At 56.3% G+C, this 12,894-nt stretch carries 9 protein-coding genes and 5 pseudogenes; 2 read left to right on the forward strand and 12 right to left on the reverse strand.

Translation table 11 applies throughout. The features are described from left to right. Positions 1–140: 140 nt before the first annotated feature. The 5 genes and pseudogenes from ML_RS08840 to ML_RS08860 form a co-directional block, all read right to left on the reverse strand. Positions 141–851 (reverse strand): TetR/AcrR family transcriptional regulator, encoded by a 711-nt coding sequence (locus ML_RS08840; RefSeq protein WP_162618334.1) that lies wholly within the window; start codon positions 849–851, stop codon positions 141–143. Between the two features lie 163 nt (positions 852–1,014). Beyond that, the gene (nrdE, locus tag ML_RS08845; RefSeq protein ID WP_041322943.1) at positions 1,015–3,180 is read right to left on the reverse strand and encodes a class 1b ribonucleoside-diphosphate reductase subunit alpha; all 2,166 of its coding nucleotides are present in this window, start codon (positions 3,178–3,180) and stop codon (positions 1,015–1,017) included. Further along, positions 3,150–3,621: pseudogene (gene nrdI / locus ML_RS08850) on the reverse strand (class Ib ribonucleoside-diphosphate reductase assembly flavoprotein NrdI). The gene nrdE and the pseudogene nrdI overlap by 31 nt, the downstream one beginning before the upstream one ends. Before the next feature lie 4 nt (positions 3,622–3,625). After that, on the reverse strand, positions 3,626–3,865 hold the full coding sequence (locus ML_RS08855) for a redoxin NrdH (protein WP_041322946.1): 240 nt from the start codon (positions 3,863–3,865) through the stop codon (positions 3,626–3,628). A 472-nt stretch (positions 3,866–4,337) separates the two neighbouring features. Further along, positions 4,338–4,817: pseudogene (locus ML_RS08860) on the reverse strand (NAD(P)H-dependent oxidoreductase); the annotation flags it as partial. Positions 4,818–5,009: 192 nt separating this feature from the next. On the opposite strand from ML_RS08860, the pseudogene ML_RS08865 reads away from it, so the two are divergent. Next, positions 5,010–5,605, forward strand: a pseudogene (locus tag ML_RS08865) (TetR/AcrR family transcriptional regulator). Between the two features lie 36 nt (positions 5,606–5,641). After that, positions 5,642–6,647 (forward strand): annotated as a pseudogene (locus ML_RS08870) (Y-family DNA polymerase). Between the two features lie 24 nt (positions 6,648–6,671). Here the strand turns inward: ML_RS08870 and ML_RS08875 are convergent. The 7 genes and pseudogenes from ML_RS08875 to ML_RS19240 form a co-directional block, all read right to left on the reverse strand. Further along, complete coding sequence (locus ML_RS08875) at positions 6,672–7,610, reverse strand: SDR family oxidoreductase (RefSeq protein WP_010908519.1); 939 nt, start codon at positions 7,608–7,610, stop codon at positions 6,672–6,674. 3 nt (positions 7,611–7,613) lie between these two features. Further along, positions 7,614–8,166 (reverse strand): annotated as a pseudogene (locus ML_RS18045) (TetR/AcrR family transcriptional regulator). Between the two features lie 836 nt (positions 8,167–9,002). Further along, positions 9,003–9,176: a hypothetical protein gene (locus ML_RS16185; RefSeq protein ID WP_162618264.1), complete on the reverse strand. Its 174-nt coding sequence runs from the start codon at positions 9,174–9,176 to the stop codon at positions 9,003–9,005. Positions 9,177–10,359: 1,183 nt separating this feature from the next. Then, complete coding sequence (locus ML_RS08880; RefSeq protein WP_041322949.1) at positions 10,360–10,572, reverse strand: hypothetical protein; 213 nt, start codon at positions 10,570–10,572, stop codon at positions 10,360–10,362. A gap of 1,131 nt (positions 10,573–11,703) precedes the next feature. After that, positions 11,704–11,955 carry a hypothetical protein gene (locus ML_RS19230; protein ID WP_049769801.1) on the reverse strand — a complete coding sequence of 84 codons (252 nt, stop codon included), beginning with the start codon at positions 11,953–11,955 and terminating at the stop codon, positions 11,704–11,706. Between the two features lie 76 nt (positions 11,956–12,031). Continuing rightward, positions 12,032–12,193, reverse strand: a complete 162-nt coding sequence (locus ML_RS19235; protein WP_156511896.1) for a hypothetical protein — start codon at positions 12,191–12,193, stop codon at positions 12,032–12,034. A gap of 49 nt (positions 12,194–12,242) precedes the next feature. After that, positions 12,243–12,434 (reverse strand): hypothetical protein, encoded by a 192-nt coding sequence (locus ML_RS19240; protein ID WP_049769802.1) that lies wholly within the window; start codon positions 12,432–12,434, stop codon positions 12,243–12,245. Positions 12,435–12,894 lie beyond the last annotated feature (460 nt).

The raw sequence follows: 12,894 nt of genomic DNA on the forward strand, positions 1-12,894 counted from the left end.
CTTCCTATGGAAACCTGTGCGCGACATGCGCATTTTTAGCCTAGGCATCTAGCTGTCACAAATATCCGGTACCCGGGGTATCGTACACAAATTTCAATATGATTTTTCGATCATCGTAACGATGTCAACACCGTCAATGCTCAGCTCGCGGAGCGATCGAGTGGTACCGCATCGTGGATCGGCCGATCAGGATTCATCGAGATGCCAAGCGTCTCTGCGGTTCCGACGATGACGGCCATCATGATGATCGTCAGATGCGCGACGAACTGCTCACGTGGCATCCGCCGCGGGCTATCGGGTTCGGGACCCAACCACCACTCTGTGGCCGACGCAACCGATCCGAAGGCGGCGAACGCGGCAAGTTCGCTAGCCGCGCGGTTTAGCTCCATTTCCCGCAGCTCGTTGTTGAACATCTCGGCCATGGTCAGGGTGATTTCGCGGCCTTCGTCGAGGGTCCGAACTGTTGCCTCGGACTGCGCCGAGAAACGGCCTTGGATGAAAACCCGCAACACATTGGGATGTTTGTCGACGAGGCTGACATATTCGTCGACGCTGCGCCGGATGATTTCGCGAGCCGAGTCGGTAGCTAAGTCGATAGCCGGAAAGATCGCCGCCCACAGCATGTCACGCAGACGTATGCCGATAGCTTCGAACAGATCGGACTTGTCGGTGAAGTGCCGGTAGATCTTGGGCTTAGCGGTTCCGGCCTCTTCGGCGATTTCCCGCACACTGACCTCAGGCCCCAGCCGGTCGAGAGCGCGGAAAGCCGCATCGACGATTTCGCCGCGCACCTTCTTACGGTGTTCACGCCAACGTTCACTGCGTGCGTCGATCTTCACCCCGGGTTTCATGCTGGGATAGGATAGGCTAATTCTCCCCACGTCAAATACCTTACCGGATCGCACATGCTGACCCGCACAGCCCGACCACTTCAACGGCTTGCGGGTATGGATACTGCGACGGGTCACGGACGTATCGCGTCGCAGTATCCATACTCGCGAGGAACCGAGGAACTTACAGCGTGCAAGACACGCAGCCCTCGACTTCGGTGCCTTCCAGCGCCATCTGCCGCAGCCGAATGTAATACAGCGTCTTGATTCCCTTGCGCCACGCATAAATCTGCGCCTTGTTCACGTCCCGGGTGGTGGCGGTGTCTTTGAAGAACAACGTCAGTGAGAGCCCTTGGTCGACGTGCTGGGTGGCCGCCGCGTATGTGTCGATGATCTTCTGGTACCCGATCTCATAAGCGTCCTGGTAGTACTGCAGATTGTCATTGGTCATATAGGGCGCCGGATAGTAAACTCGGCCAATTTTTCCTTCCTTACGGATCTCAACTTTCGACACGATCGGGTGGATCGACGACGTCGAATGGTTGATATAGGAGATCGATCCGGTCGGCGGCACCGCCTGCAGGTTCTGGTTGTAGATGCCGTGTGCGACCACCAACTCCTTCAGCCGCTTCCAGTCGTTTTGGGTCGGAATACGGATCGCTGCCTCAGCGAATAACTGACGCACTTTATCGGTCTTCGGCTCCCACGTCTGCTCGATGTATTTGTCGAAGAACTCTCCCGACGCGTACTTGGACCGCTCGAAACCTTTGAAGAAGGTACCTCGTTCGATCGCGATAGAGTTCGAAGCCAGCAACACGTGAAACAACACCGTATAGAAGTAAATGTTGGTGAAATCGACTCCCTCTTCGGAACCGTAGAAGATTCCTTCACGGGACAAGTAGCCATGCAGGTTCATCTGCCCCAGCCCGATCGCGTGGGAATCATTGTTACCCTGCTCGATCGAGGGCACCGACTTGATGTGCGTCTGGTCGCTCACCGCAGTCAACGCGCGAATCGCCACCTCAACCGTCTGCGCGAAATCCGGTGAGTCCATCGTCTTGGCAATGTTCAGCGATCCCAGGTTACATGAAATGTCCTTGCCCACTTTGGCATACGACAAGTCGTCGTTAAACAACGACGGCGTGGACACCTGCAGGATCTCCGAGCATAGATTCGAGTGAGTGATCTTACCTTCAATGGGGTTGGCCCGGTTCACCGTGTCCTCGAACATGACATAGGGGTAACCGGACTCGAACTGCAGCTCGGCCAGCTTCTGGAAAAACTCCCGCGCCTTGATCTTGGTCTTGCGGATGCGTGCGTCATCGAGCATCTCATAATACTTCTCAGTCACCGAAATATCGGCGAACGGCACCTCGTAAACCCGCTCGACGTCGTACGACGAGAACAGGTACATGTCTTCGTTACGCTTAGCCAGCTCAAAGGTGATGTCGGGAATTATCACCCCCAGGCTCAGCGTCTTGATCCGGATCTTCTCGTCGGCATTCTCCCGCTTAGTGTCCAAGAAGCGGTAGATGTCAGGGTGATGAGCATGCAGGTACACCGCACCAGCGCCTTGGCGGGCGCCCAACTGATTGGCATACGAGAACGCATCTTCAAGCAACTTCATGATCGGAATTACGCCCGAAGACTGGTGTTCGATGTTCTTGATCGGTGCACCATGCTCACGAATGTTGCTCAGCAGCAAAGCAACTCCTCCGCCACGCTTGGATAGCTGTAGCGCGGAGTTGACCGATCGCCCGATCGACTCCATGTTATCCTCAATGCGCAGCAAAAAACAGCTCACCGGTTCGCCGCGTTGTTTCTTGCCCGAGTTCAAAAAAGTTGGGGTAGCTGGCTGGAATCGGCCGTCGATGATCTCGTCGACGAGCTTCTCGGCCAAGCCGGTGTCACCGGCCGCCAACGTGAGTGCGACCATGCAGACCCGGTCTTCGAGGCGCTCTAAATACCGCTTCCCGTCGAACGTCTTCAGCGTGTAAGAGGTATAATACTTGAACGCACCAAGAAACGTTGAGAACCGAAACTTCTTGGCGTAGGCACGATCCAGCAGCGACTTGACAAAGTTACGCGAGTACTGATCGAGCACCTCACGCTCGTAGTAATTCTCGCGGATCAGATAGTCCAGCTTCTCGTCCTGGTTATGGAAAAAGACCGTGTTCTGATTGACATGCTGCAGGAAGAATTGGCGGGCCGCGAGTACGTCCTTGTCGAATTGGATCTTGCCGTCCGCATCGTACAGATTCAACATCGCGTTGAGCGCGTGGTAGTCTGTTTCATTGGACAACATGTGAGTGCTGGCGGTTACCGGCTCTGCAGTGGCGGTTGGTGGCACCTAATGTTCCTTCCACAAATTGGCCAAGCCCGCTCGGACAGCAGTGACGTCGTCCTCGGTACCCATCAATTCGAAGCGGTAGAGGTAGGGAACACCGCATTTGCGAGCAACGACATCGCCGGCATAGCAAAATTCTGCGCCGAAGTTGGTGTTGCCGGCCGCGACCACCCCGCATATTAGTGCTCGATTGTACTCGTTGTTCAAAAAGGCGATGACCTGCTTGGGGACATAGCCGCCTGCTTGAAGATCCGGAGCGGTCCGGCCGCCACCATACGTGGGCAACACCAATACATAGGGATCGCTGACCTCGATACGACTATGCAATGGTATCCGCATGGCGGGAACACCCAGCTTCTGCACGAAGCGATGAGTATTCTCCGACACCGAAGAGAAATAGACCAAGTTGTGCGCCTGCACCGCAACCTCCTTACCTATAGTCATCTGGCTACGCGGTCAGCACGGCCCCGGCGAGTGCCTTGATGCGATCGGGCCGGAAACCCGACCAGTGGTTGTTTCCGGCCACCACAACCGGCGCCTGCAAGTAACCCAACGCCATCACGTAGTCACGCGCCTCAGAATCGAGGCTGATGTCGACCGTCTGGTAGGGGATACCTTGTTTATCCAGCGCCTTGTAAGTGGCACTACACTGCACACACGCGGGCTTGGTGTACACGGTGATGTTCATCACAGAAATACCGCTCCTTTGCGAAAGTTGGAAAGGCTATATGGACTGGCAACTACTCAGGTACAACGTGTGCTGTGTTCAGCGGTCCGCCAAGCCCCAAGATTCCCGTCGTGCGGCCGCCCACATCACCTGACCTGGCGATACCGATTCTGGAACGATCACCTGCCTGGTTAGCGTAGTGAACCTGGGATCTGCCGGCACCTTAAAACACTACACCTAGTGGGTGGCAAGGAGAATAGATACAAGATGTTCTGAACAACAGTTACGAAATTCCCTGGTAGTCAGCCATGCCCTGCGAACCATCCGGCGTGTCGGAACTTACATATAGTCGCCCAACAATCACCACAGGCGCCCATCCGCATCGGTATAGCACTGGCCACCGACAAGACTGGTGTCAACGGCACGCCCCTTGTAGCCAGCAAAGCTGCCAACGGCAACTGGCGGCTCTGCCGCTCACCCAATGTGTCCAGCTCACCTGGGCAGCAAGCTTACCGACGATGTCACACAGCTTTGCATAAATCTCGCGGCTGTCCGCGGGAGCCTTGCCCGCCAAGGACAGAAACGGCACGGACAACGTAATTTCGTCGATCACGTTCGAGCTGGCTATGCCGAACGACTTGTGCGCCTCGTCGCGCGCCCACACACCACCGTATTGATCCACTGACACAACACCACTAGCGGCTTGTTCTTCACCGCGCCATCGCCAAATGGTCGTGACAGCTAGTCGACCGCATTCTTGACCATCGCGAGGGTACTGCCGTTGTATTCCGGGATGACAACCAGGACACTATCCTCGTCAGTTGCGACTTCTCGCAACGCCGTCACCGAAACCGGCACAAGTGTCGGTATGTCGATGTCCTCATTATCATTATACAACGGCAACGCCCCCAGCCCCTCAACCACCGTGACGGTGAAGCCGTCCGGGGGCAACCCTTATGTCCAAGTCGGCCATAAGGTGGTTGATCGACGCTACGCACAGGCTTCCACTACACTAAGACGTTGATGTTAGAGTCCTCCGGCACCATTCCATTCTCTTCGTAGGCCATGGGCTGACCTTCAGCCTTGGATATACAAAAGGGACCTACGGTCCGTTTTTTCCAACCACGTTACAGTACAATTTATGGGATCCATGGCGAGCGATTGAATAGAATTGGCTCTGTCCGCTTCAGCAGAGCTCCCACAAGAGCGCAGTGACGCGGCCCGTAATCGCGCACTATTGTTGCAGGTGGCCCACCGCTTGGTCACCACACACGGTGCGGATGCTGTCACCATGGACGACGTCGGCGTCGGCAAAGACACGCTATTCAGCCAGTTCGACAGCCGAGCCAGCCTGATGATGGTGCTGCTCGAAGCGGACGAGCGCGCTAGCCAGCAGACGTTCCTATCAGACATGTTCCTATTCGGAGCGCTGCCGTTGGACCCGATGCGCCCCTATGGATCGACTAGTCGCGTTCAGACGAGAGCGGATCTGCTTCGCCCATACCCACCACGCGCTGTGCTGTTGGCAGCCAACCGCGACCCGCTTACCCGCCACGTTAGGGCGGCCGCGGTGTAGCGCACCCATGTGCGGGTACTTTTGCAGTCAGCAAAGAACACTGGCAACCTCGATGGCCAGACCGACGCCCTGCTAGCGCTGCTCGACGCCGACTACGTAGAACATCAATTGAACTATAGCAGTCACACCTGGAAACTTTGGGCCAGGCGTGGGAGAGTCTGGTGCGCAAGCTGTGCGGACAGTGACTAACTCGGTCCTGCGATGTCTACCTCGACCAATTTTTGGCGTCGGTCGAGCTTCGCTACCACTACGAAGTGACCGAGCTGTCAGTCGTCGTCGGCGCCGACTATTCAACCTCAACCGAACCACCTCAAGATCGTCACCTGCGACTAACATGAGACCCGCGAATTCGGTTGTGCACACGAGTAGGTCACTACGGCCGTCCGCTCGGTGCTGCCCCGGCCACATTTTTAGGGTCCGATCCGGCCGCCTACGACCACGTTATGGAATTGTTGCGCGACTTGGTACACCCGGGCAGAGGTCTGGGGCTGGACGAAGCTTATGCCGAGTTGACCGCAGCCGAGACAGCTCAGGACACTGAAGGTACCGAGCCACATCCACGCCGTCATCTTCTCGGAAACCGGGCTATCCTGCTAAGTCGGCCATCAGCGACAACAAACAGCATGTCAAGGTCTCCACTGGCTTGGCGAAACCGGCCGGGATCTTTACCATCACCTACGCGAACGGGATGACCCTGACAGCCACCCGACCTGTCGAAAAATTGTGGACTGTGGGATAGTCGAGCCTAGGATCGCGAAAAATCTTGAAGCCCTTGGGAGAATAACGGCGCGGCAGCTTGTACACAGCGACAGCGAGTTGCTGACTTCCACCTTCGGTCCGCTAACCGGCTTGTGTCTGCCGCTGCTCGCTGAGGGGGTGGCCACACCGCGGTCAAGTGCACAATCATGGATTCCGCACTCTTGCAGCCACATAGTCACCTTTCCACGTGACCTCACTGAACGAATCGAAATGGATTTGGCGGTAAAGGAATTAGTGCAGCGAGCGCTGACCAATGTGGTAGCTTCATCTCGAACAGTAACCCAAGTGGCGGTCACCGTGCTCACCGCAATTTTCTACGCCAACAACAAGATCCGCAAGTTAGACGCGCACACCACACCATCCCAACACCACCACCACCGCGACATTGCGCGTACTGGGTTTATGGCGTAGCTGGACCGCCCGATCCGATTACTCGGTAGGCGGCTCGAACTCGAGACGCCCCCGTAGCGTCAGCATGGTATCGGTCCGGGTTCAATTGCCCGACTTGCCCCCCTCACCGCTGCGCGGCTGGGAGTACACCCCCACCTTGATCGGCTCCACGCACCGCATCGTCGCCGGACTGGGCCGAAGTGCCCGCGTGAAAACTACGTTGACTTGCTTCATCACCACTCCGTACGGCCACCACGCCAGCCGCTTGAACCCATACAGCACCCGAATATCGTGCGAGGTGTAGATCAGGTACCGGTTCTTTGCGACCCCGGCCAAGATCTTCTCGGCGGCCCTTTCCGCTGACACAGCATGACCACGGAAGCGGTCAACCCATCGACTGAACCTCGGGTCCTGGCGGTCAACCCCGGCAATTTCGATAGTATCGACTAGCGGCGTCCGTACCGCACCGGGCACCACAACCGACACCCCGATGCGGTACCGGGCTAGGTCGAAGCGCAGCACCTCAGAAAGTCCGCGCAATCCGTACTTGCTGGCACTGTAGGCCGCATGCCAGGGCAGGGCGACCAGCCCAGCCGCCGAAGAGACATTGACCAAATGCCCACCCCGGCCGGCGGCCAGGATCGCCGGCACGAACGTCTCGATGATGTGGATCGGTCCCATCAGGTTGATCGCGACCACGTTGCTCCACTGGTCGTGGGTGAGTCGGTCAACAGTCCCCCAGACCGAGACGCCAGCGATATTCATCACGATATCCATGCTGGGATGCCTTGCGTGGATGTCAGCGCCGAATGCCGCCACCTCGTCGTAGTCGGAAATGTCCAGGGCACGATACTCGGGGACCTGTGCACCGAGAGCCCGTGCTTCGGACACGGTTTGGGCCAAACCATCGCAGTGGCGGTCGGTCAGATACAGCTCAGCACCGTAGGCGGCGAGCCGCAATGCGGTGGCTCGGCCAATACCACTAGCCGCGCCGGTGACAAAACACCGCTTCCCCACGAAATATTGTGCCGTCTTCACCATGGCTTACCTTTGGCCGCCGCACCATAGAACGTTTAGCCACACCTGCTCGAGCACCCGCACGCAGCGCCCCGTACCACACCACTGTCGCAACCGATCAGCATAGGTTAACCGGTCAGCATCAGCGCGGCCGGACCCGCCAAGCGTACGGATCAATGCCGAGATGTCTGCACAGATCGGATGCGCGATCCCCGCGCCTCGAGTAAATCAATGATCTAGCAAAGCACCACTTCAAATTGCCGTTCGAAAATATGTTGGATCTCAATATCGGTGTGGCGGACGACAGATGATTACAGGCCGTCATCACCGAGTCGTTGTGTGCGTAGACAACGGCGGCACTGCCCACCATTTGCTTGGCGAACTGCTCGAGTGATTCGCCCGACCGACGGGGGACGAAATATTAGGTGGACTTTTCGAGTTCTTCGGCTGCCTTCGCCAGAATCTTGGCAAGCACAGCGTACTTGGAGTCGAAATAGGAAGTAAGAAGCCGGATCGGGTCACCCCGACGCGGTGGCTAATGGTGCTAACCGACAGCTCCAACATGCGACCTCTCCTCCAGAAGCTCACGCGCTGCCTACAGGACCGCTTGTCGGTGCTTGTGATCATGCTGTCGCACAGTTGGTATCCCCCCGCTCCTGGCTGCTTAGCTATTCACATTGTAATCATCCCATCTGACCTTGCACCATGCCGCTCGAAAAGGAAACTTGACAGCCATCAAACCTGTCCGAAGGATCATTTTTTAGTAACATTGTCATAGCCTGTCCAGGCAGGCAAATGAAGCGTTCATGGCCGCCATCATAAGCACTTAGCACTATAAGCCGGACCAGACACAGGACATCGATGCCCCCAACGCTTAACACCATCCTCAGTATGGAAACGTTCCAAGGCGCTATATTCGCCCACGACTGGAAGACAGCAATCCTAGCCAAACCACCCGCCGGTAACAGTCTCAAGCTCATCCTCGGCGACTCAGACGTTGCCCATGCTCGGTCACTTCATCGAAGTATTCCAGGGGAGACATGGACTACGCGCTGTTCCTGTATCAAGCACACAATCCGCTGATTTATCCCGCTTCGCCGGCCCTGCCGTCGGTTACTGGTGTTGGGACCGACGCTACCCAGGCCATATTCGCCAATTAAGAACTAAGGACTTTCGTAAAAGTATTTAGCACACGGCGACCGGCCCGTTCTTGAGCCAGTACCTTATATTGCTACGCCTCGAAAAGTACATGTACCACCAGCACATCATGCAAGAGGTCTTCATCCGGCCCCACTTAGCCGGGGGTACGTCGAGCTCACTGACCGCATGGCGTCGACCACCATCGCCAACTGACCAACCAACGATGCACGGTTCCTGTTACATCCCGCGATGACGCAACTCACCCTCAACGTCGCATCAACAGTGTTCATAGGCCATGAACCCGGTACCGACAGCGACCCGGCCACCAAGGTTAATCCGGGCCTTTACCACTACAACACGCGCCGGTGGCACGAGCATCCGCCAGTGGGTACCGCCGTTTAAATGGTGGCGTATACTGCGCACCCGCAAGGTGCTCGAGGAGTACTTCATCGACCACTTCATGGAGCGCCGTCACGCTCGTGGCACCAACATGTTAACAGTGCTGTTCCAAAACCAAGAATGACAACGGTAACAGCTTCACCGACGAAGACATCGTCAACCACATGATCTTACTGATGATGACCGCCCAAGACACCTCGACATCAACAACCACAACGATGATCTACAACCTGACCGCGCGCATCCGGAGTGGCAGGAGCAAACACGCGAGAAGTCGGCTCAGCGTGACGATGCACCGTTCGACATCGATGCGCTGGAAAAGTTGGAAGCTCTCGATTTTGTAATGAACTAATCTCTTCGCATGGTGACCTCACTGCCCTTCAACTTACGCCAGGCCGTTCGTGACACCAACCGGCTGGGCTATCATACGCCAGCCGAAACTAACGTAACAATACGGATGGCTCGGACTGAACCACCGAATACCCGAATCATGAAGAGAGCAAAATAATTCGACCCGGAACGCTTCGCAGAATCGCGGTCCGAGCAAAAGAAACACCGGTAAGCCTTCGCACCGTTCGGGTGCTGGAGCGCACAAGTGCATTAGCATGGCATTCGGACAACTGAAGGTCAGGACCGTCGTGTACCGACTGCTTAGCAGCTACCGGCTGGGACTGATCCGACCCGACTAACAGCTACTATGGGACAATCAGCTGGATGCCGATTATGCTGCGTCCGTTCTAACCCGTACCCCGAACAGACGCCAATCACACGGACAGTCAGTTAGCGCACACAACACGAACTACGTCGGATTTTCCGGCCAACAAACACCAACGACTTGATGAAATCAATTGCAGTATAGCGGCTTCCGGAATCACAATATCGGATCCCGCCGTCGGACCGCTAGCCCTGACGGACGCAGATCAGGGGACCTTCGAGCAGCTTCTCCAACCGCTACCAGTAGCAGGTACGCTCACTACCCACCTCTCGGCTCCAGTGGACTCGACGGGGGGGAATGCCCCTGGTGTGGCGAGTCCCAGAATTCGCTCCACGTGGCGAGTTAATGGGCCTGGCAAGACAAGTCCGACGCCGAGTCTGATGAATGATACCCAGGACCACGTCTTCCGATACGGAATAGCCAATCAACCTACCCATAGCCTCTAGGTATTCCTCCCTTATTTGTAAACTCGTTGTCGGGAACCGCTAGCAATCAACCATAAAATACGTCCGGTGACTTTTAAGCTGCGGTGGGCCCCGAACTCAAAACTGGTCGTAGCTGAAAATTGGATCCCTTTCGCCCCATCCCGAGATCGTTATCGTCTACGGAACTCTGCGGGACGTTCGCCGGGTTAGCGGCCTCCGAAGTAGCGCCGATGGCCTGGTTGGTGACCTCGGTATCGGTATAGGAATCCGCGCTGGCGGCAAGGGGGGCAACAAACTGCTCATGCATCTTCTGGCCTGAGCGGAAAATACCGGATAAAGCTCAGCTTGCGCGCTGTAGTGAGCGGGTTGAGCACCGACACCTCGTCGGCGGAAAGAGATAGAGTACCAGTCGTTGCGGGAGCTGCGCCTACATTATCTGGTAACCATCTGCGCATCGATGCCCTGCAGGTTGCCGGCAACTACCCTCGGGGCTTCCGATGGTCCCGTCACGACGGGATGGGGAAACGGATGGGACACGAGAGTACCTCCTCGTACAGCTAACCAGCGATGGCTACGTACTGTTAGCGGACCCCGGAAGTCTAAATGCGCTTGCGTTGTATGCGCCGACTGTTTTTACTTACTTGGGCGAACCGCCGCACAGACTGCCCGCCGCGCCAAGCCTGCGACAAGGGAAAATCACTCACACCAGCACAGCCCGAAGCACCAACAATGACACATTCCACACACCAGTCAGCCAGAATCACACCCCCACAACCACCACCCCAAACATTTCTTGAAACGACCTTGACCGCTTGTTGACGTCACTTCGCGCCACGAGAAATGGCTACAAGTCTGCTGAACCTCGTGCAGGGCATTCTTCAACAGCACGGTTACCTGCTCAGCGATCTCCCACAACCCAGGATCTTAGGTTACCTCGATCCCCAACCTGGGGTCCATAGCGTCGATCAAAACCGTATCCGGTGCATCCGAGTCTTTGCCCATGACGACGTTGCAAGGCAACAGAACTCCAAGCGTCCGGTACACATTGACCTCCTGTTACACAAACGTGCGATTACACGCACCAAGAACCATATAATACTCCATATTTTTCTAAAGCTTTTCAGCGTCACGTTCATGTCGATCTCGATTAGCACAACGAAACCTTGCTGCGTAAGCACTTTCCGAGCTCGCTCGACTGTGTAATCAAATGAGGTGTGTAGTGTGGCTGATCGCTAAACGCGCATGATGCTCTAATCCTCACTCACGGAAAATCTCTCACGATCGCTTCTTTGAACTTTCGCTCGAGCTTTGTCGCAGTTAGTGCGAAGAACCATTTCTTCCATTCTTCTTCATACTGGTTAAGCGGACCGGTCCCTTAGGCTATATTAATTAGAGCTCAGATCCTTGCTGCTCTCGCTGGCCGGACACCGGTTAACCCCTACAGCCACCAAGATGCAGCAGCGTACAGATGGCGATGGATGCGATAGCGCGCCAAGCTGTCGTCACCGTCGCTGATTGCCTCGACAATCCGCTGTTTAACGTGCTCGACAGCGACGACATCGCGCCAAGCCGGCAGCGCATTGCCGGCCAACTGCGCCAATCTGAGGTGGAACCGTGACTCACCGGCCGCGGCCATATCAGCCGGCAGCTGTTTGAGGGTATTGGTTGCGAATACCCCGATGAACGGCAAGAAAGGCCGCCACCTCGGGCTCGTTCCGCCTCCTCAGGATTTTGGCGATGGTGTCTATCTCGAAAGCACCCCGGACTCAACGTAAGTCTTCGCGGTCCGGTTTTAAGTACTCTCGGTAAAGCGCTATCGTGTCCATGCTGGCCTGCTCCTGGGGTTTTATGATGACCAGTCTGCGGCGCATGTGTGTGATCGCGTAATATGCGAGTAGCACCGCTTCCAGAAGCACCGCGCGGCTCACCCGGCTGCGTTACAGCAGCACTGTCTCGGTCCCGAAAGACGGAACGGACCTACCAGGAACTACCCGCGATATTGTCGACAATGGTGGTCGCCAATCCCTCCGCCAGCTTGCCGTGGGGTGCCTCAAGATCGACCCCCGGCACCTCGCGCAGCTGGCGTGCCCGACCCGGGCTCAGCAAGCCGCCGGTCTCAGTCCACAGCGTGGATCCGCAGTGCGGTGTTGACTTCGTCGGACTCGCCAAACCACATAAGCTGTGGATAACAGCTAATATCGTTGACTGCTAACCAGATTCAGTGAAATGCGGGATGATCGTTGATATCTGACCCGAGCTGGTAGCCGCCGGAGCAGTTGGTTAAACCGAACACTAATCTGATTAGCAGGGACAAGTTAGGCTAGTCAGCACTTGCGTACGCTCCCCTGGTCCGTGGTTTGCCTTGCAAGAGTCGCGGAAAACCACCCATACAGTATCAATACCTTCACCGGAAATACATTGCAGAATAACGACTTTCTGCATATACCTTCAATAGTCGTCAATGGTAACTTTGCAGCCGGTAAAAACGTCGGCGACTGCCTCACCTTGCCAGCTTCATTGAACGTGGCCTTGTGTGGCTAGCCCGCTAAACTGAGCAAGCCCAGTTTCGTTGGTGATCAGCGGTAGCATCTACCCACGGAGTCATCGACGACAACGTTGAAAGAACCAC

It is taken from the genome of Mycobacterium leprae TN (genome assembly GCF_000195855.1).
Taxonomy (GTDB): Bacteria; Actinomycetota; Actinomycetes; order Mycobacteriales; family Mycobacteriaceae; genus Mycobacterium; species Mycobacterium leprae.

What these genes read in the sequence shown, in the direction of transcription:
- ML_RS08840 (WP_162618334.1), bottom strand. Translation starts at nt 851, where the DNA reads ATGAAACCCGGGGTGAAGATCGACGCACGCAGTGAACGTTGGCGTGAA.
- ML_RS08855 (WP_041322946.1), bottom strand. Translation starts at nt 3,865, where the DNA reads ATGAACATCACCGTGTACACCAAGCCCGCGTGTGTGCAGTGTAGTGCC.
- ML_RS08875 (WP_010908519.1), bottom strand. Translation starts at nt 7,610, where the DNA reads ATGGTGAAGACGGCACAATATTTCGTGGGGAAGCGGTGTTTTGTCACC.
- ML_RS16185 (WP_162618264.1), bottom strand. Translation starts at nt 9,176, where the DNA reads ATGAAGTACTCCTCGAGCACCTTGCGGGTGCGCAGTATACGCCACCAT.
- ML_RS08880 (WP_041322949.1), bottom strand. Translation starts at nt 10,572, where the DNA reads ATGCATGAGCAGTTTGTTGCCCCCCTTGCCGCCAGCGCGGATTCCTAT.